This is a genomic window from Agromyces sp. GXS1127, from assembly GCF_050565425.1.
Lineage (GTDB): Bacteria > Actinomycetota > Actinomycetes > Actinomycetales > Microbacteriaceae > Agromyces.
In genome coordinates this window covers 319,316-337,561 of sequence record NZ_JBOCIG010000001.1, presented here as the reverse complement: position 1 = coordinate 337,561, position 18,246 = coordinate 319,316, and the positions used below count along the sequence as shown (strand labels likewise).

The window sequence follows — 18,246 nt, the reverse complement described above, 5'->3', positions numbered from 1 at the left end:
TTTCGTTCCGAGCGGTGGCAGTTTCCGTGCTGCGCACGGATGCCGCAACGCTCCCGCCGGACGTACGTTCGCGCCATGAACGCACCGACGCAGGATGCAACCGCATCAGCCGCTGCCGCACGGCAGCCCGAGGAACCCCGGAACGGGTGGTTCCGCCGGACCCCGCTCTGGGTCCGCATCGCCGTCCCCGCCGTGATCGTCGCGGGCGGCGCGGCCATCGTCGCCGGAGCCGTCGGCGCGGGATCGGCCGCGCCCGCCGACGCCGACGCCCTCTGCCGGGAGGCTGCGACGAGCCGGCTCGAGCAACGGGGGCACACCGACATCGAGTTCGCGAGCTCCCTGCAGCAGACCGAGGCCGACGGCGCGCAGCGCCTCTCCGGAACGGTCACCTTCGTCGGCGAGGGCGGCGCGACGCATCACGCGGAGGTTCGCTGCGTCATCCGCGGCGCCGGCGACGACCTGTCCGTCGCGAGCGTGCGGTTCTTCGACTGAGGCGACCCGCGTTCGACTTCAGCCGCCCTCGAGCGGGACCCATCCGCTCCCGTGTCGACTCCGAACCCCATGCACGGCGCCGACCCGACGCCGCCCACGGTACGAGGGAGTACGACATGAGGAACGCATCACGCATCATCGCCGCGACGGCCGCCGCCGTCGCCCTGGCGCTCGGCGGCGCGACCGCCGCGTGGGCGGGGCACGACGGCAACCCGTCCGAGAAGGTCGCGAGCTACGGCTACGACCTGAACGCGGTGCAGCCCGCCGCGGTCCCCGAGAGCCGGGCGAGCGGCACCACCCGGGTGAAGGCACTGCCGAACGGCAAGCTGCAGGTCACCGTCGAGGCGTGGGGCCTCTCGCCGAACCTCCCGCACGCGATGCACCTGCACGGCGTCCCGGGCGACACGACCGACCTCGCCTGCCCCGGGCCCGCAGCGGCCGGAACCGACGGCGTCGTCACCGTCCTCGACGGCGCCCCGTTCTACGGCGGCATCCTGACCTCGCTCACCTCGACGGGCGACGTCTCGCCCGCGAGCGCGCTCGCGCTCGACCGGTTCGCGATGGCCGACGCGAGCGGCTACCTGTACTACCAGCGCACGTTCACGGATGCCGCCGGCTACGCCGACGCGGGGACCGTGCAGGTCGTCGTGCACGGCATCGACTTCGACGGAAGCGGCATGTACGCCTTCAACCCGGCCGACCCGTTCTCGAGCCGCTCCTCGTCGCTCGGCGCGGGCATCCCGCTCGAGGCGACCGTGCCGGTGCTCTGCGGCGGCATCGCGAACTGACGCGCGGCGCGCAGCGCGCGCAGCGCCGACGGCGCATCAGACCGCACAGGTCAGCGGATGCCGCGGGGCGGGGGATCCCCGCGGCATCCGCCTGCTCGGGCTCACCCGGTCGGCCCACCCGGCCGGGACCACCTGCCCGGGGTCGGCACGGACCGCAAGGCCTGTCGGCAGGGCGGCATCCTTGCCAGACTGCACGCGAGCCCATCAGGGACGGAGGTCGACGATGCCGCGACGAGTCACCGCCCGGAACTTCACGCGCGCCGAGTCGGCGCGCCGCTTCGCCGACCAGGCACGGCGGGCGCCGGTGAACCGCTTCCACCACGAGCGCGAACCGGTCGCGGACGCGTCGGCGATCCGCCCCGACCCCGGGGTGCTCCACTCGTACGCGGTGGTCGACGTGAGCGAACGCGCGACGGTCTCGCTCACGCCATCCGATGAGTACCAGGCCGACGTGCTGGTCGACGAGGAGCACCGCGTGCTCGCCGTCGTCGGCCCGGGCGAATCGGTGACGGTGGCGAACGCGGATCTCTCGCGCGGCACCCACGTGTACGTGCTCGGGCGCACCGGCATCGAGGGCGGACTCGATCGCGCCCGAGAGCTGCAGGACCGTCGGCGCATCCGCGCCGCGACGGCCTTCCCGTATCGCGCTCGCGCATACGACGACGCCTCGCGCCATGCGGTCGCCGCGGACCTCGCCGATCGCATCGCCGACGTCGACCTGACCGCCGCGTTCGGTCGTCGCGGCGACACGGACCGCGAGGCGCACCTCGTCGGCACCGCCGTCGGCTGGGGCAGCCTGCCGGCCGAGCACGGGGTCTACTTCGAGGCCGTCGCGACGAGCAGCGGATGCGACATCTGGACGTTCGAGCCGCCGCCGATCGAACCCGGCCGCGGCTGGTATTCCGTCGTGAAGTTCGACGACCGGGGGCGCCTCTGCCCGGCACACGCCGGCTTCGCCGGCCGGGAGCTCATCCGCAACGGCGACGGGAGCATCAGCATCTGGTTCGGCGGCACGTCGTGCGCGGCGCGTCCGAACGTGATCCCGGCCGAGGAGGGCGAGCGCTTCCGGTACGCGATGCGCATCCGTCGCCCGCGGAGCGTCGGCGAGGTGCGCCGGTACGTCGGCATGCTGCGCACGCAGCGGTTGGAGACGGTGATCACCTGAGCGGGCGCCCGGGGCCCGCACCATCGATCGATCAGAATTCGTGCTCGAGCGCGTCGACGAGCGCCCATGCGCCCTCGGAGCTGTTGCCGAGCACCGAGATCGTGCGCCGCGTGACGGGGTCGTGCATGCTGCGGAATGATGCCCCCGCGTCGTGGCCCTCGACGAGCACGACGTCGGACGTCTCGAGCAGGAACAGCCCGAGCCCGGATCGCTTCGCCTCGCCGGGGACGTCGGCACGCGGCCGGATCATGGCCTCGACGGTCGCCGGGCCGACGATCCGCCCGTCGAACAGCGCCCGCCAGAACGCGGTCAGGTCGGCGGCGGTGGTGTATGCACCGCCGTCGCCGTTGCCGCGCACGGGCAGGTGCAGCACGTTCGTGCGGTCGCCCGAGTCGTCGAGGTAGCCGAGGGCGGCGTCGCCGGGCAGCCGGTCCGACCGGAGGAAGGCCGTGCGCGACATCCCCGCCCGGTCGAACACCCGCGTCTGCAGCAGGTCGTGGAACCCGGTACCGCTTGCGCGCTCGGCCACGAGCGCGAGCACGACGTACCCGCCGTTGCAGTACGCGAATCGCTCGCCGGGTGGGAAGGCCTGGGGGTGGCCGTCGAGCACCGGGACGAAGGCCTCCGTCGTCGCCAGCGTGTGGACCGGCACGGGCAGGACGTAGTCGTCGACCGCGAACTCGCCGTCCTCGTCGAGGTAGTCGCCGATGCCCGAGTGGTGCGAGAGGAGGTGCTCGATGGTCACGGCGTCGTCGATGAGCGGCAGGTCGTCGCCGAGGACGGCGCGCACCGGCGTCGCGAGTTCGAGGGCGCCCTGCTCGACGAGGCCGAGGACTGCGAGCGCCGTGAAGGCCTTGCTTCCGCTCGCGATCGCGATGCGGGTCTCCGGGGTGTTCGGCACCCCGAGCGCCCGATGCGCGAAGCCGTAGGCGCGCACCAGTTCGGGCTCCCCCGCGCGGTCGACGCTGACGACGCCGGCGAAGGCGGATGCCGCGGCGATCGCGTCGACGTCGGCTGCGGTGATGCGCACGCGGTCAGTCAAGCACCGCGGCGGACAGCGGTGCCAGAGGTCGCACCCGGGCGCCCGGTGGTCGCGGCCGCCGGGCGCGCGGATCGCCCGCGACCGACCTCGGCCGCCCGACCCGGCTCTACCCGACCGGCTGGCGGCTGCCCTCGTCGCCGGCTGCCGCCTCGCCGGTCCCGACCGCGCCGCCCGCCGACTCCTCGGCCGAGACCTCCGCCCCGTGCACCGGGTGCGTCCGCTCGAGCGCCGCACCCTCCACGTCGACGTCGGGCAGGATCCGATCGAGCCACTTCGGCAGCCACCACGCGGACTCGCCGAGCAGGTGCATGATGGCGGGGATCAGCAGCATCCGCACGATGAACGCGTCGAACAGCACGCCGATCGCGAGGCCGAAGCCGAGCGGCCGGACCATCGTCAGGTGCGAGAAGACGAACCCGCCGAACACCGACACCATGATGATCGCGGCGGCGGTGACGACCGCGCGCCCGTTGCGCATGCCCGCCACGACCGCGGTGCGGGCCGGCACGCCGTGCACCCATGCCTCGCGCATGCCGGAGACGAGGAACAGCTGGTAGTCCATCGCGAGGCCGAACAGGACGCCCATGATGATGATCGGCGCGAAGTTCAGCACGGGGCCGGGATCGTGCACGTCGAAGACCGCACCGAACCATCCCCACTGGAAGATCGCGACCACCGCGCCGAACGCGGCGAACAGCGACAGCACGAAGCCCGCGGTCGCGATGAGCGGCACGAGGATCGACCGGAACACCAGCACGAGGATGATGAGCGACAGGCCGACGACGAGCGCCAGGTAGACCGGCAGCACGCCCGCGAGCTTCGCGGAGATGTCGATGTTGCCGCTCGCCTGGCCCGCGACGCCGAGCTCGAGCTCGCCGTCGATGCCGGCCGCGTCGCCGACGTCCGCCTCCGAGGCATCCAGCGGCGACAGCGCACGCAGGTCGTGCACGAGCTGCTCGGTCGACTCGCTCGAGGGGCCGTCGACCGGCACGACCTGGAACGCGAGGAAGTCCCGATCGTCCGAGACGCCGACGGGCGCGACCGCGACCACGCCGTCCTCCTCGAGCAGGCGCTCGGCGAGGTCGGCCTGCACGCCGACGATCTCGTCCTCTGAAACCGACGACGGCAGCGCGACCGTGACGAGCAGCGGCCCGTTCTGGCCCGCGCCGAACGCGTCGGCGACGGCCGTGTAGGCGCGGTACTGGGTCGAGTCGGCGGCCTCCGACGAACCGTCGGGCAGGCCGAGGCGCATCGAGAGCGCCGGGATCGCGACGATGAGGAGCGCGACGATGGCGAGCGCCGCGCGCAGCAGGGCGCGTCCGGTCTTCATGGGCTTCAGCTCGGGGCGCGCGTGCGCCTCGTGCCCGACCTGCGCCCGCGCGCGGCGGTTCAGCACCCGGATGCCGATCAGGCCGAGGAGCGCCGGCGTGAGCGTGACCGCGATGAGCACGGCGACGAGCACGCACACCGCACCCACCGTGCCCATGACGCCGAGGAACGGGATGCCGGTGACGTTCAGCGCGAGCAGCGCCACGAGCACCGTCGACCCGGCGAAGACGACCGCGTTGCCGGAGGTGCCGTTCGCGAGCGCGATGGACTCGCGAAGCTCCATGCCCGCGAGCAGCTGCCGGCGGTGCCGGTTGATGATGAACAGCGCGTAGTCGATGCCGACGGCGAGCCCGAGCATGACGCCGAGCACCGGAGTGACCGACGACATGTCGACGACGCCCGAGAGCGCCATCGAGCCGGCGACGCCGACGCCCACGCCGACGAGCGAGGAGATGATCGGCAGCACCGCGGGCAGCAGCGCGCGGAACATGATGATGAGCACGAGGAGCGCGAGCACGACGCCGACGACCTCGCCGACGCCGATGAGCCCGTCGATGCTCGCGGCGATCTCGGTCGAGTAGTCGATCTGCACGCCGTCGATGCCGGCGCCGTCGAGCTCGGCGGCGACCTCGGCCTTGAGCTCGTCGGAGAGCGTGAACAGGTCGTCCTCGAACATGACCGCGCCGGTCGCGACGCTGCCGTCCTCCGAGACGGTGCGGATCTCGGATGCCGCGTCGACGAGTCGCTGCCCGTCCTCGAGCTGGGTGCGCTGCGCCGGCAGTTCCGCAGCGCCCGCCTCCAGTTCGGCGCGCTGGGCGTCGAGCTGGGCGCGGTTCTGGTCGAGCTCGGCCTGCTGCGCCTCGAACTGCGCGGCGGCGAACGCGTAGGTGCCATCCGCCTGCGCCTGTGCGACGGCCGCATCGAGCTGCGCCTGACCCGCGTCGAGCTGCTGCTCGGCGGCATCCAGCTGCGCGGTGCCGGCCTCGATCTGCGCCTCGGCGTCGTCGAGCTGCGCGGCGCCGTCGGCGAGCTGCCGCTCCTGGTCGGCGCGATCGGATGCCGCGGCGAACGGGTCCACGACGTCCTCGACGCCGTCGAGCTCGGCGATCCCGTCGAGCAGGTCGCCGATCGCCGACTCCTGGGCGCCCGTGAACTCCGATCCGTCCTCGGTCTGGAACACGACGGTGCCGGTTGCGCCGCCGAGGCCGTCGAGCTCGTCGGTGAGCTGCTCGTTCACGCGCTCGGTCTCGGTGCCGGGGATGCTCATGCTCGAGGTGAGCGTGCCGCCGAAGGCGAGGAAGGCGCCAGCGGCGAGCGCGAGGGCGACGATCCAGCCCGTGACCACCGTCCACGATCGGCGCGCGGAGAATCGGCCGAGTCGGTAGAGGAGTTCTGCCATGCCGGAGCTGCCTTTCGGGTCACGAGGTGGGCGGCGCACCATCGAGCCGGTTCGAGGATACCCGACGACTGTCGGAAATCCGACAGACGTCGGCGAACCTGGAGGTGAGCGTCCGCGCGGCTGGCAGAATCCCCGTATGGACGTCCGGGTCGAGCGCACACGGCGCGCGCTGCAGGCGGCGCTGTTCGCGCTCGCGCGCGAACATCCGCTCGAGGATGTCACCGTCGCCGACATCGTGACCCGCGCCGGCGTCAACCGCAGCAGCTTCTACCAGCACTACTCCGACAAGGAGACGCTGCTCGCCGACGCGCTCGACGCCGCCGCGGAACAGGCGGGCGCCGACCTGCCCACCGTCGCGGAGCCGCTCGCCGGCCCGCCGCAGGCGCTGTTCGACTACCTCGTGCACCTCGACGAGAACGCCGAGGTCTACCGGCGCGAACTCGGCCCGCACGGCTCGGCCGTCGTCATGGCCCGCCTGCGCGGCCGGCTCGACTCGATCGTGCAGGAGGGCATCACCCGGAGCGGTACGCCGGCGTTCGAGGGCGTGCCGCTCGACATCGTCGGCGCGGGCATCACGGGCCTCGCGCTCGGCGTCATCGAGGCCTGGCTGGCGCGCGACCCGCGGCCCCCCGTGTCGACCGCGGCCGACTGGGTGTGGCGCATGCTGCTCGGCCCGGGCGGGAGCTGGCAGCAGCCCGACGCGGACTGAGCCCCCGGGCGACCGACCGAGCAGGATGCCGCGTGCACGGGACTCTCGGCTGGCGGCCGTAGTCTCGTCTCACCGTCACATCGCTCGAGAGGAGCCCGCCTGCCATGAGCAGCGCCGTCGCACTGGATGTCTTCGACCGCCGCGAGTCGGAGGTCCGCGGGTACGTCCGCGCCTTCCCGACCGTGTTCGACCGCGCCGAGGGGTCGACGATCGTCGACGCCGACGGCCGCGAGTACCTCGACTTCTTCGCCGGCGCCGGCGTGCTGAACTACGGGCACAACAACCCGGCGTTCACGCGTGCGCTGGTCGAGTACCTCGAGCGGGGCGGCATCATCCACGGCCTCGACATGGCCACCTCTGCGAAGAAGGCGTTCATCGAGGCGTTCGAGCAGCTCGTGCTCGCGCCCCGCGGCCTCGACCACAAGCTGCAGTTCACCGGCCCGACGGGCGCGAACGCCGTCGAGGCGGCGCTCAAGGTCGCCCGCCAGGCGACCGGCCGGTCGAACGTCGTCGCGTTCACGAACGCGTTCCACGGGCTGAGCCTCGGCGGGCTCGCGACGACGGGCAACCGCCACTACCGCGCGGCCGCGGGCGTGGGGCTCGACGACGTGACGCGACTGCCCTACGACGGCTACCTCGGGGCCGGCGTCGACACGCTCGACCTGTTCGAGAAGATGCTCGACGACCCGGGCTCGGGCCTCGACCTCCCCGCCGCGGTCATCGTCGAGGCCGTGCAGGGCGAGGGCGGCATCAACGTCGCGAGCCCCGCGTGGCTCCAGCGGCTCCGCGCGATCACCGAGGCCCGCGGCATCCTGCTGATCCTCGACGAGATCCAGGCCGGCGTCGGCCGCACCGGCGCGTTCTTCGCGTTCGAGGAGTCGGGGATCGTGCCCGACATCGTGACGGTGTCGAAGTCGATCTCGGGCTCCGGCCTCCCCATGTCGCTCGTGTTGCTGCGCCCCGAGGTCGACGTGTGGAAGCCCGGCGCCCACACCGGCACCTTCCGCGGCAACAACCTCGCGTTCGTCTCCGCCCGCGTCGCGCTCGAGACCTACTGGGCCGACGGCGCGTTCATGGAGGATGTCGCCGCGAAGTCGGCGCTCCTCCGCGCGGAACTCGACGCCATCGCCGCCGAACACCCCGAGCAGGGCTTCGTCGTCCGCGGCCGCGGTCTCTTCCGCGGCATCGCCTGCGACGCCGACCGCACGCTCGCCGGCCGCGTCTCGAAGGCCGCGTTCGAGCGCGGGCTCGTGATCGAGACCTCCGGTGCACACGACGAGGTGCTGAAGTTCCTGCCCGCGCTCACGATCACGGAGGACGAGCTGCGACGCGGCCTCGCGATCGTGCGCGAGAGCCTCGCGGCGGTGCTCGCGGGCTGATGGCGAGGCGGGCCGGGGCCCCGCCTAGCGGGAGGACGCGTCCTCGCCGCCGCCGTCCTGCAGGAAGGCCAGCACCGCCGCGACCCGGCGGTGCACGCCCGAGTCGGGCAGTCGGAGCTTGGTGAAGATCGCGTTCACGTGCTTCTCGACCGTCGACGACGAGAGGAACAGCGCCTGCTCGATGCCGGCGTTCGTGCGGCCGCGCGCCATCTCGCGGAGCACCTCGAGTTCGCGCGGCGAGAGCGCCGCGAGCGGGCTCGACGCCGCGGCGCTGCGCCGTCGCACGAGCGTGTCGACGATCTGCGGATCGATGACCGAGCCGCCGGCGCGCACCTCCCGGAGGGCGTGCACGAGGTCCTCGAGGTCGCCGATCCGGTCCTTGAGCAGGTAGCCGAGCCCCGCCGATCCGTCGGCGAAGAGCGCCATCGCGTAGCTCTCGTCGGCGTGCTGCGAGAGCACGACGACCCCGGTGTCCGGCGAGGAGGTGCGGATGGCGTGCGCGGCCTCGATGCCCTCCATGTGGTGGCCCGGCGGCATCCGGATGTCGGTGAGGACCGCGTCGGGCGACATCCGCCGCACCGCGTCGAGCAGTTCGGTGCCGTTGCCGACCGCGGCGACGACATCGACCTCGCCGGAGTCCTCGAGCAGCCGCCGCACGCCCTCGCGCACGAGGTAGTTGTCCTCGGCGATGACGACGCGGAGGGTCCCGAGGTCATCCACGGGGATCACCTGCGCCTCGGGGGTCGGCCACCGGCAGCTCGACGAGCACGCGCGTGCCCGACGGCTCGTTCGGCGCGACCCGCACCGTTCCGCGGAGGGCCGCCACGCGATCGCGGATGTTCGCGAGCCCGCCGTGCGACGTGCGGAGCACGGCCGCAGCGCCCGCTCCGCCGTGGCCGCCGGACGCCTCGTCGATGCCGCAGCCGTCGTCGCTGATGGCGATGCGCAACGTGCCGTTCCGCCGCGTGAGGGCGACGCTCGCATGCGCCGCGTGCGCGTGCTTCGCGGTGTTCGCGAGCGCCTCGCGCACCACGTAGTACGCCGTCGTCTCCACGTCGTCCGGGAACCGCTCGGCGCGCAGCGCCGCATCCGCCTCGACCTCGAGCGGGATGGGGAAGCGCGCGACGCCCGACTCGACGGCGGCGACGAGCCCGTTGTCGCTGAGCACCGGCGGGTGGATGCCTCGGGCGAGCTCGCGGAGGTCGGTCAGCGTCGCGCGGGCCTGGTCCTGCAGTTCCGTGAGCTCGGTCGCGGTCAGCTCGCCGCGCTGGAGCCGGTTGCGCGCCAGCCGGAGCCCCGCGATCTGCGCGACGACGTCCTGCTGGATGCCGTCGTGCAGGTCGCGTTCGAGCCGCCGTCGCTCGTCGTCCTGGGCCGCGACGAGACGCTGGCGCGACGCGCTCAGCTCGTCGAGCTGCGCGGCCAGCTGCGCGGTCAGGCGCAGGGTGGCGACGGATGCCGCGGCCTGGCCGGCCACCGTGCGCAGCAGCGTCCGCTCCTCGTCGGAGTAGTCGCCGCGTCGGCGCGGGCCGACCTCGATCCGGCCGAGCACCTCGTCGCCGTGCACGAGGTCGCAGGACTCGACCGGGTCGGGCGCATCGGCGTCGAGGCGGCCGGCGACGGCGTCGGGCAGGAGGCCCGGGCGGTCGTCGGGCAGGATGCCCGGGGGGTCGCCGGCCGCCCCGTCGGCGATCCCGTCGACGCGCGCGCCGGCCGTGCCATCCGTCGCCGACGTGCGGATGCGCACCCACGTCGCGTCGAGCCCGAGGCGCACCGCTTCGGCCAGTCGCGCCAGCAGGTCGTGCGGCTCGCCCGCGTGCTCGAGTTGCGTGCCGAGGCCGGCGAGCATCGCGATCTGGCGGTTGCGGTCGCCGAACAGCGCGCGGTGGAGCCGGCGCTGGAGCCAGGTGCGGACGGGCAGCAGGACGACCGCGACGCCGGTGGTCAGGAGGATCGCCGGGATCGTCCGGAGCGGCGGCGTCAGCAGGACGGCGGGCGTCGCCACGGCGGCGGCGTAGATCACCGTGATGAGCAGGTTCGACGAGCGCTCGACCATCCGCCCCCGATCGCCCGGCGCGATCTCGAATGCGCCGTACCGGAAGATCCCGTGGATCGCGGCGATGGGCACGGCGATGAGCGAGGCGTACACGAGCAGGTCGACGCCGGGGAGCTGGGGCACGAAGGTCCAGAGGGCGAACGCGACGATGGAGACCGCGATGGTGACGGCCATCACCCGGGTCCGGGCGCGCACCTCCGGGCTCCCGAACAGCGCCCGCGTGCCGAGCACGGCGAGCCCGAGGGCCACCGCGACCCACGACTGGACCGCCGCGACGAGCACCACGGGTGCCGCCCACTCGAGCCACGCCACGGCGTACGGGTTGGGGATGCCCTCGCCGCTGATGCCGATGAACGGCGACATCACGACGTGCGGCGTCGTGATGAGGGTGAGCACGCCGGCCAGGGCCGGCAGCCAGAGCAGCGGCATCACCGCGCGCTGCCACCGCTGCTCCGGAACGCCGTCGGGGAAGGTCGCGAACACCACGAGGAACGCCGCCGTCGCCAGACCGTCGGCCGTCAGCCCCAGCACGTTGAACAGCGGGAACCAGGGCTCGGCGAGGATCTCGGTGTTCCGCTGCACGAACGTCTCGTACGCCGAACCCGCGAGCAGCGCCGTCGAGGCGAGCGCGATGAAGACGGCCGTGCGTGACGACGACACCGTGAGCAGCCACATCCCGAAGACGAACATGGGCAGGATGCCGATGAGCGGCCAGCCGAGGCCGTGGTCGACGTTCGCCTCGATGACGCCGCGCACGACGACGACGTAAACGAGCGACGCGACGCCGATCGGGCCGAGTACGGCCAGGCACACCCACCTGCGCTCCACGCCTCCATGGTCCTCCTGTCCCGGCCCCGGCGGGAGGGGGTCCTCCGCGTCCGCCCTTGGAGGCTGGCCCCCACCCGTTCTGCGGGCCGCCGCCACGCGCCGTCCGGTTCCCCGCGATCCGGCGGGCGGCTCGCGCGACGACCCTGTCCCTCGAGCGGATGCCGCATCCCGGGCGGTCCGCACGAACAGGGAGTCGAATCATGCAGAAGCTCTACACCGGCCTCGCCTGGACCATCGCCGGCGCCGTCGTCGTGCAGGCCGCCGCGATCGCCTTCGCATTCGGCGGAATGCTGAACCTCGTCTCGGAGGGCGGCGTCGTCGACAAGGCCCTGCTCGAGAGCTTCCAGGCCGCGGGCGTGGGCGAGGTCGGCTTCCTGATCCACGGCGTCGTCGGCGGCATCCTGATCCCGCTCATCGCGCTCGTGCTGCTCGTGGTCTCGTTCCTCGTCCGCGTGCGCGGCGCGAAGCTGTGGGCGGCGATCACGTTCGGGCTCGTGGTGCTCCAGGTCGTCCTCGGGTTCTCGATCACCGACGTGCCCCACCTCGGCCTGATCCACGGCGCCAACGCGCTCGCGGTGGTCGCGGCGGCCTCGATCGGGGCGCTGCGCGTGCGACGCGGCAGCCCGGCCGCCGCCGACGCCGGGCCTGCCGCCGACGAGGGGGCGACCTCCGATGCCGTCGCGGCGTGACCTCATGCGATGCGGCGTCGTCGCCGTCGCGGTCGTGACCGCGCTCGGCGCCGGCGCCCTCGCGTGGAGCTCCACACTGCTCGGCGAGTACTCGGTCATGGACATGGGTGCCGGCGGCCACGCCGATGCCGCCCACGCCCACGGTGCCGCGGCATCCGGCACCGGATCGGGCCTCGGCACCCGCGCCGACGTCGACGTGACGGAACTCGTGGCGGATCCCGACCGCCCCGCCGACGTGCGCGTCGACCTCGTCGCGCGAGCGGGGACCATCGGCATCGACGGCGGCCGCCCGGTCGAGGGCTTCACCGTCAACGGCACGTCGCCCGGCCCCGAGATCCGGGCCACGCAGGGCGACCTCGTCGAGGTGACCTTCGAGAACGAGTCGGTCGCGGCGGGCGCGACGCTGCACTGGCACGGCATCGACGTGCCGAACTCGGCCGACGGCGTCGCGGGCGTCACGCAGGACGCGGTGCCCGTCGGCGGCCGGTACACCTACCGCTTCGTGGCGGAGGACGCCGGCACCTACTGGTACCACTCGCACCAGGTCTCGCACGACCAGGTCGTCCGCGGCCTCCTCGGCGCGGTCGTGATCGACCCGGCGGATCCGGCGGACGCCGCCCCGGCCGACGAGGACGTCACCGCGGTGCTCCACGTCTACGCCGGACAGCACACGCTGAACGGCAGCGCCGACGACGAGCGCGTCGCCGCTCCGCCCGGATCGACCGTTCGCGTGCGCGTCGTCAACACCGACTCCGGCACGGCGGCCGTCTGGTCGTCGTCGCCGTTCCGCGTCGTCGCGATCGACGGGCGCGAGGTGCACGAGCCCACCGATGTCGACGACGAGCGTCTCCTCGTGCCGGCGGGCGGCCGAGCGGATGTCGCGGTCACCGCGCCGGCGGACGGCAGCGTGCTGCGCCTGCGCACGGGCGGTGCCCGCAGCCTCCTCATCGGCGATCCGTCGGCCCCCGCGCCATCCGCCCCGCAGCCGACGGAGACCCTCGACCTGCTCGACTACGGCACACCCGATCCCGCGGCGATCGGCTTCGACCCGACCGCGCCCGACCGCAGCTTCGAGTACGCGATCGCCCGGCGGCCGGGCCTCATCGACGGCCGCCCCGGCTACTTCTGGACCATCAACGGGCGGATGTTCCCGGACGTGCCGATGTTCGAGGTCGCCGACGGCGACGTGGTCGCGATACGCATCCGGAACGACTCGGGCGAGGTGCACCCGATGCACCTGCACGGGCACCACGTCGTCGTGCTCGCGCGCGACGGGGTCGCGGCATCGGGCAGCCCCTGGATCGTGGACTCGCTCGACGTGCACCCGGGCGAGCACTACGACATCGCCTTCCTCGCCGACAACCCCGGCATCTGGAGCGACCACTGCCACACGCTGCAGCACGCCGTCGACGGGCTCATCACGCACGTGATGTACGAGGGCGTGACGACGCGGTTCACGATCGGCCCCGAGTCCGGCAACCGACCGGACTAGTGACGCTGCGCCCGCGCGTGCGCGAGCGCCCAGTCGAGCGCGTGGTCGGCCACCTCCTCCCAGCCGGGCTCGGCGCAGATCCAGTGCGAGCGGCCGGGGAACTCGACGTATTCGGTGACCGCGGGCGACTTGGCGTAGTGCTTCGCATTGGACCTGTTCACCGCCGGCGGCATGATGTGGTCCTTCTCGCCGCCGATGAAGAGCAGCGGTGCGTGATCCTTGGCGTAGTCGACCCAGGTCTCCTGGTGGCCGGGCTGGAAGTTCGCGATCAGCCCGTACGCCCACACCCAGTTGCCGGGGGCGGCGATCGCGTACTTCTGCCAGACGGCGTCCGACTCCTCCCGCGTGAGCGTGTTCGCGAATGCGTAGTGGAACTCCTCCGGCGTGAAGCCGACCGCCTTGTGCCGGTTGGCCGGGTTCTTCAGCGCGGGGAAGAGCGACTTGGCCTGCGAGAGCGGCGTCACGCGCACGCCCTCGGTCGGCGCCGAGTCGACGACGACCGCGGAGGCGCCGAGCCCGCGCGCGAGCAGCAACTGGGTGAGGGTGCCGCCGAACGAGTGACCCATGATGATCGGCGGCCTCGGCAGCGCCTCGATGACGCCCGCGAGGTGGTCGACGGTCTCGGGCACCGTGAGGTTCGCGATGACGTCGGGGTTCTCGCGCAGCGCCTCGACCTCGATCTCGAATCCGGGGTAGGCGGGTGTCAGCACGGTGAAGCCCTTGGCCTCGAAGTGCGCCTTCCAGCCCTCCCAGCTGCGCGGGGTCATCCAGAGGCCGTGCACGAGCACGATCGTGTCGGGGGCGGGAGTGGTCTGGTCGGTCATGGTCGTGGTCCTTCCGGAGGGAGGTGCGGTGGGATGAGGTGCGTCGGGTCGGTCGGACGCGACGGATGCCGCGGCATCCGTCTCAGGAATCGATGAACGCGAGCAGGTCGGCGTGCAGCCGGTCGCGCTCGGTGTCGGGCAGGCCGTGCGCGCCCTCCTCGTAGACGAGGAGCCGCGCACCCTCGACCATGGCGGCCGAGCGCTTGCCGCCGACCTCGAACGGCACGATCTGGTCGTCGTCGCCGTGGATCACGAGGGTCGGCACGTCGACCTTCGCGAGGTCGCCGCGGAAGTCGGTCGCGGAGAACGCCGCGATGCACTCGTACGCCGCGCGGTGGCCGCACGCCATCGACTGCAGCCAGAACGCGTCGCGGGTGCCCTGAGACACGTCGTTGTTGCGGTTGTTCCCGAAGAACGGCCCGTCCGCGAGGTCGCGGTAGAGCTGGGCCCGATCGGATGCCTCGCCGGCGCGCAGCCCGTCGAACACGTCGATCGGCACGCCGTCCGGGTTGTCGTCGGTGCGGAGCATGAGCGGCGGGACCGCAGAGATGAGCACGAGCTTCGCGACGCGCGCACTGCCGTGCCGGCCCAGGTAGTGCACGATCTCGCCGCCGCCCGTCGAGTGGCCCACGAGCGTGAGCTCGGTGAGGTCGAGGTGGTCGACGAGGCACGCGAGGTCGTCGGCGTAGGTGTCCATCTCGTTGCCGTCCCAGGTGCGGCTGGAGCGGCCGTGGCCGCGGCGGTCGTGCGCGATGGCGCGGTGGCCGTGCTCGGCGAGGAATCGCGCGGCGGCGGCCCAGGCATCCGAGTTCAGGGGCCACCCGTGGCTGAGCAGCACCGGCGTGCCCTCGGCACCCCAGTCGGTGTAGAAGATCTCGGCGCCGTCGTCGGCGGTGACATAGGGCATGGCGGCCTCCCGGTGCATCGGGCTCGGGTGTCGGGCCGAGCGGATGCCTCGATGCTCGCGCCGCGGCGTGCGCCGCCGAACCACGTGGTGCGCGTAGTCGTGAGGTCGTGACCGCGGGGCCGGCGGTGCAGCTCGCATCAGACCGGGGGCAGCCGCTCCGCCAACTGCCTGCGCGAGGTCGCGCCGAGCTTCCGGAACACCTTGCGCAGGTGGTAGTCGACGGTGTTCGGGCTGATGAAGAGCGTCGCGCCGATCTCGGCATTCGTGTGGCCGTCGGCCGCGAGTCGCGCGATGGTCGCCTCGCGCGGCGTGAGGTCGTCGATCCCCGGATCTCCCGGTGCACGGTGGGCCACGTGCTCCCCCGTCGCCTCGAGCTCGCGGCGCGCGCGCCCCGCGAACGCGGGCGCCCCGGCGCGTTCGAAGATCGCCAGTGCGAGCCGGAGTTGCTCGCGCGCCTCGCGGCGGCGCTTCATCCGCCGCAGCCACTCGCCGTAGACGAGGTGCGCACGGCCGAGGTCGGCGGGGGCCGTCGACTGCTCGAGGTGCGCGATCGCCGCGCGGTACCGCGGCTCGGCGTCCGCGTCGTCGGCGAGCAGGGCGGCGCTCCGTTCGGCGAGCCCGCGGATCCAGGGGGTGCCGCTCTCTGCCGCGAACACGTCGAGCCGGGCCGCCGCTGCGCGCACGTCGTCGGTCCGGCCGCACCGGATTCCCGCCTCCACGAAGTCGGGAAGCTGCTGGTACGTCACCTGCAGGAAGTCGCGCGCGATCAGCGGCTCGAACCGGTGGAAGGCGTCGCGGTAGTGCCCGTCGGCGATCTCGCGGATGCCGAGCCCGGTCATGGCGATGGTCCATGCACCGGCGAATCCCGTCGCGAGGATGCCCTCGGCGACCTGCTCGACGAGTCCGGTCGGCGCGCCCGTCCAGGCGAGGTAGGAGGCGTTCACGACCTGCTCGGCGTCGTACCCGATCGCCCGGCGGAGCTCCCGCACCTCCTCGACGTACCGGCCGGATGCCGCGGGGTCGCCCCGCACGAGTTCGACGAGGCTGAGCAGCCACAGCATGGTGTCCACGGTGCGGAGCGCCCCGACCTCGCGCGCCGCGCCGAGTGCGCGCTCGAGGAGTTCGATGCACGTGCGCGCGTCCCACAGCGCCATGGTGAGCGCGACGCCGATGGATCCGAGCTCGGACAGCTGCGCGTCGTCCATGGCGCGGATGAGTTCGACCGCCTCGCGCATGAGCGGAACGGCGGTCTCGTACGGCTGGAGGATGTGCGCGGCGAGGGCGCGGAGCAGCACGGCCATCGGACCGTCGGCGACCCCGGCCGCGTCCTCCATGCGGCGCCCCAGCTCCGGGAGCGGGGCATCGCGGACCGCCCACTCGGCCGTGAGCTCCCCCTCGAAGGCGCGGAGCAGGGAACGCTGCTCGAACTCCGGGGCGAGGCCGTGGACGAGGTCCGCCACCCGCAGCATCGTCGCTGCGCCGTCGACGATGCCGTCGTGGTCGGCGACGAAGAGGGCGAGCAGCGACCGGAGCGTGAGTACGCGACCGAGCGAGATCGGGTCGAGCCGGTCCTCGTCGAGGCGACCCAGGAGCTCGAGCGCGAGCTGCGCGGCACCGGCGACCGAGGCGGCCTCGGCGGCGGCGAGGAGCCGGGCGTCGCGCGCGGGTCCCGGCGGGGTGAGGTCGGCGGCCCTGACCAGCAGCCGGGCGCGCGACGCCGTGCCGCCGCGCCCGCCGGCGCTGTCCGCGACGGCCTCCATGCGGGCCGCGATCCGCTCGTCGGTGCCGACGGCAGCCGCGGCGGCGTGCCAGACCGCGATGTCGGCGCGGCCGAGCTGCTCCGCGACGGCGCCGAGCGCCTCGTGCGCGCGACGCCGATCCGCGTCGGAGACGCCGTTGTACACGGCGGCCCTCACGAGCGGATGCCGGAACGCGACGCGTCCGCGCAGTGACACGAGCTGCGCGTGCTCGGCCGGCTCCGCGGCATCCGCCGACAGGCCCAAGCGGCCCGCGGCCGCGTCGATCAGGGCCCGGTCGCCCGTGGACTCGGCCGCGGCGACGAGCAGCCAGAGCCGGGTGTCCTGCGGGATCGCCGCGAAGCGGCGCAGGTAGTGGGCCTCGAGCCGCTCGCCGACCGGCGTGGGCGTCGGCGCGAGCGAGGACGCCGTCAGCTCGCTCGCGGTGAGGTCGTGCGCGAGGTCGATGAGCGCGAGCGGGTTGCCGCCGGTCTCCTCCGCGATCCGCCGCGCGACGTACGGGTCGATCGCCTCGTCCGCCGCGCGTCCGAGCAGGCGCACGGCGTCGAGCGGGTCGAGCCCGGCGAGCTCGAGCACCTCGACGCCGGCGACGGCGGCCGGCGGGAGGGCGTCCGCTCGCCCGGCGAGCAGCAGGGCGACCCGCTCGGCCTGCAGCCGACGGCCGACGAACGCGAGCACCTCGAGCGACTCGGCGTCGAGCAGGTGGGCGTCGTCGACGACGCAGAGCACCGGCACGGCCTCCCCCGCCGACGCGAGGACCGACAGCGCGCCGAGGCCCACGAGGTAGCGGTCGGGCGGGTCGCCGCGATCGAGCCCCGCCGCGATGCGGAGCGCCGCAGCCTGGCGCGGCGGCAGCGCGGCGACGAGGTCGGAGAACGGCGCTCCGAGTCGCTGGAGCGCCGCGTACGGCATCGCCGACTCGGCCTCGAACCCGTCGGCGCGCACCACGCGCAGCCCGTGCGCGGTCCGGACCGCCTCGCCGAGCAGGGTGCTCTTGCCGATGCCCGGCTCGCCGCGGATGAGCAGCGCCCCGCCTCGCCCGTTGCGCGCGCGGCCGAGCAGCGCTGCCAGGCGTTCGAGCTCGGGCGCGCGTCCGAGGAGCGGCGGGGGTGCGGCGTCGATGCGGAAACCGTATCCCGCCCGCCGCTGCGGCGTCTACGTCGGGTTTCGGCAGCGGATCGGGCGCACACCGAGGCGCCCGTCGACGACGGCTGCCCTCGAAACATCGCACATGCCGCCTGCGCATCGCCATCCCCGACGTTCCGATGCAGGCGGCCGCCGACCATGCGCCGGCCGAAGCAGCAATCGACGACAGCTGCCCGTCGAAACGTCGCACATGGCGGGTGCGCGTCGCCATGTGCGACGTTTCGATTCGGCCCGCGGGCCGGGC

At 73.4% G+C, this 18,246-nt stretch carries 14 protein-coding genes; 7 read left to right on the top strand and 7 right to left on the bottom strand.

The window, feature by feature from the left end:
- Positions 1-75: 75 nt before the first annotated feature.
- The 3 genes from ACQ393_RS01490 (at position 76) to ACQ393_RS01480 (ending at position 2,445) form a co-directional block, all read left to right on the top strand.
- Positions 76-492: a hypothetical protein gene (locus ACQ393_RS01490; RefSeq protein ID WP_430645042.1), complete on the top strand. Its 417-nt coding sequence runs from the start codon at positions 76-78 to the stop codon at positions 490-492.
- A gap of 116 nt (positions 493-608) precedes the next feature.
- Positions 609-1,280 (top strand): hypothetical protein, encoded by a 672-nt coding sequence (locus tag ACQ393_RS01485; protein WP_430645041.1) that lies wholly within the window; start codon positions 609-611, stop codon positions 1,278-1,280.
- 223 nt (positions 1,281-1,503) lie between these two features.
- Positions 1,504-2,445: a hypothetical protein gene (locus tag ACQ393_RS01480; protein WP_430645040.1), complete on the top strand. Its 942-nt coding sequence runs from the start codon at positions 1,504-1,506 to the stop codon at positions 2,443-2,445.
- 31 nt (positions 2,446-2,476) lie between these two features.
- Here the strand turns inward: ACQ393_RS01480 and ACQ393_RS01475 are convergent, their stop codons facing one another.
- Positions 2,477-3,475, bottom strand: a complete 999-nt coding sequence (locus tag ACQ393_RS01475; protein ID WP_430645039.1) for a serine hydrolase domain-containing protein — start codon at positions 3,473-3,475, stop codon at positions 2,477-2,479.
- 118 nt (positions 3,476-3,593) lie between these two features.
- Positions 3,594-6,215 (bottom strand): MMPL family transporter, encoded by a 2,622-nt coding sequence (locus ACQ393_RS01470; protein ID WP_430645038.1) that lies wholly within the window; start codon positions 6,213-6,215, stop codon positions 3,594-3,596.
- A gap of 136 nt (positions 6,216-6,351) precedes the next feature.
- Between ACQ393_RS01470 and ACQ393_RS01465 the strand changes: the two genes are divergently transcribed.
- Both ACQ393_RS01465 and ectB read left to right on the top strand, forming a co-directional pair.
- Positions 6,352-6,924, top strand: a complete 573-nt coding sequence (locus ACQ393_RS01465; protein WP_430645037.1) for a TetR/AcrR family transcriptional regulator — start codon at positions 6,352-6,354, stop codon at positions 6,922-6,924.
- Between the two features lie 104 nt (positions 6,925-7,028).
- Positions 7,029-8,303: a diaminobutyrate--2-oxoglutarate transaminase gene (ectB, locus tag ACQ393_RS01460; protein WP_430645036.1), complete on the top strand. Its 1,275-nt coding sequence runs from the start codon at positions 7,029-7,031 to the stop codon at positions 8,301-8,303.
- A gap of 24 nt (positions 8,304-8,327) precedes the next feature.
- Here ectB and ACQ393_RS01455 read toward each other — a convergent pair whose 3' ends face one another.
- Positions 8,328-9,023, bottom strand: a complete 696-nt coding sequence (locus ACQ393_RS01455; RefSeq protein ID WP_430645035.1) for a response regulator transcription factor — start codon at positions 9,021-9,023, stop codon at positions 8,328-8,330.
- Positions 9,016-11,187, bottom strand: coding sequence for an ATP-binding protein (locus tag ACQ393_RS01450; protein WP_430645034.1), 2,172 nt, complete (start codon positions 11,185-11,187; stop codon positions 9,016-9,018). Before ACQ393_RS01450 ends, ACQ393_RS01455 begins: the two co-directional genes overlap by 8 nt.
- Positions 11,188-11,387: 200 nt before the next feature.
- On the opposite strand from ACQ393_RS01450, the gene ACQ393_RS01445 reads away from it, so the two are divergent.
- Together ACQ393_RS01445 and ACQ393_RS01440 are read left to right on the top strand one after the other, a co-directional pair.
- Positions 11,388-11,876 carry a hypothetical protein gene (locus ACQ393_RS01445; RefSeq protein WP_430645033.1) on the top strand — a complete coding sequence of 163 codons (489 nt, stop codon included), beginning with the start codon at positions 11,388-11,390 and terminating at the stop codon, positions 11,874-11,876.
- Positions 11,860-13,368 carry a multicopper oxidase family protein gene (locus ACQ393_RS01440; RefSeq protein ID WP_430645032.1) on the top strand — a complete coding sequence of 503 codons (1,509 nt, stop codon included), beginning with the start codon at positions 11,860-11,862 and terminating at the stop codon, positions 13,366-13,368. The genes ACQ393_RS01445 and ACQ393_RS01440 overlap by 17 nt, the downstream gene beginning before the upstream one ends.
- On the opposite strand, the gene ACQ393_RS01435 is transcribed toward ACQ393_RS01440, so the two are convergent.
- The 3 genes from ACQ393_RS01435 to ACQ393_RS01425 all read right to left on the bottom strand — a co-directional run bounded on the left by ACQ393_RS01435 (position 13,365) and on the right by ACQ393_RS01425 (position 17,978).
- Entirely contained in the window at positions 13,365-14,192 is an 828-nt protein-coding gene (locus ACQ393_RS01435; RefSeq protein WP_430645031.1) for an alpha/beta hydrolase, read from the bottom strand. The two genes, ACQ393_RS01440 and ACQ393_RS01435, sit on opposite strands and share 4 nt — an antisense overlap.
- An 82-nt stretch (positions 14,193-14,274) precedes the next feature.
- Positions 14,275-15,099: an alpha/beta fold hydrolase gene (locus ACQ393_RS01430; protein WP_430645030.1), complete on the bottom strand. Its 825-nt coding sequence runs from the start codon at positions 15,097-15,099 to the stop codon at positions 14,275-14,277.
- Between the two features lie 137 nt (positions 15,100-15,236).
- Positions 15,237-17,978, bottom strand: a complete 2,742-nt coding sequence (locus tag ACQ393_RS01425; protein ID WP_430645334.1) for a helix-turn-helix transcriptional regulator — start codon at positions 17,976-17,978, stop codon at positions 15,237-15,239.
- Positions 17,979-18,246: the final 268 nt, after the last annotated feature.

What these genes read in the sequence shown, in the direction of transcription:
- ACQ393_RS01490 (WP_430645042.1), top strand. Translation starts at nt 76, where the DNA reads ATGAACGCACCGACGCAGGATGCAACCGCATCAGCCGCTGCCGCACGG.
- ACQ393_RS01485 (WP_430645041.1), top strand. Translation starts at nt 609, where the DNA reads ATGAGGAACGCATCACGCATCATCGCCGCGACGGCCGCCGCCGTCGCC.
- ACQ393_RS01480 (WP_430645040.1), top strand. Translation starts at nt 1,504, where the DNA reads ATGCCGCGACGAGTCACCGCCCGGAACTTCACGCGCGCCGAGTCGGCG.
- ACQ393_RS01470 (WP_430645038.1), bottom strand. Translation starts at nt 6,215, where the DNA reads ATGGCAGAACTCCTCTACCGACTCGGCCGATTCTCCGCGCGCCGATCG.
- ACQ393_RS01465 (WP_430645037.1), top strand. Translation starts at nt 6,352, where the DNA reads ATGGACGTCCGGGTCGAGCGCACACGGCGCGCGCTGCAGGCGGCGCTG.
- ectB (WP_430645036.1), top strand. Translation starts at nt 7,029, where the DNA reads ATGAGCAGCGCCGTCGCACTGGATGTCTTCGACCGCCGCGAGTCGGAG.
- ACQ393_RS01445 (WP_430645033.1), top strand. Translation starts at nt 11,388, where the DNA reads ATGCAGAAGCTCTACACCGGCCTCGCCTGGACCATCGCCGGCGCCGTC.
- ACQ393_RS01440 (WP_430645032.1), top strand. Translation starts at nt 11,860, where the DNA reads ATGCCGTCGCGGCGTGACCTCATGCGATGCGGCGTCGTCGCCGTCGCG.
- ACQ393_RS01435 (WP_430645031.1), bottom strand. Translation starts at nt 14,192, where the DNA reads ATGACCGACCAGACCACTCCCGCCCCCGACACGATCGTGCTCGTGCAC.
- ACQ393_RS01430 (WP_430645030.1), bottom strand. Translation starts at nt 15,099, where the DNA reads ATGCCCTATGTCACCGCCGACGACGGCGCCGAGATCTTCTACACCGAC.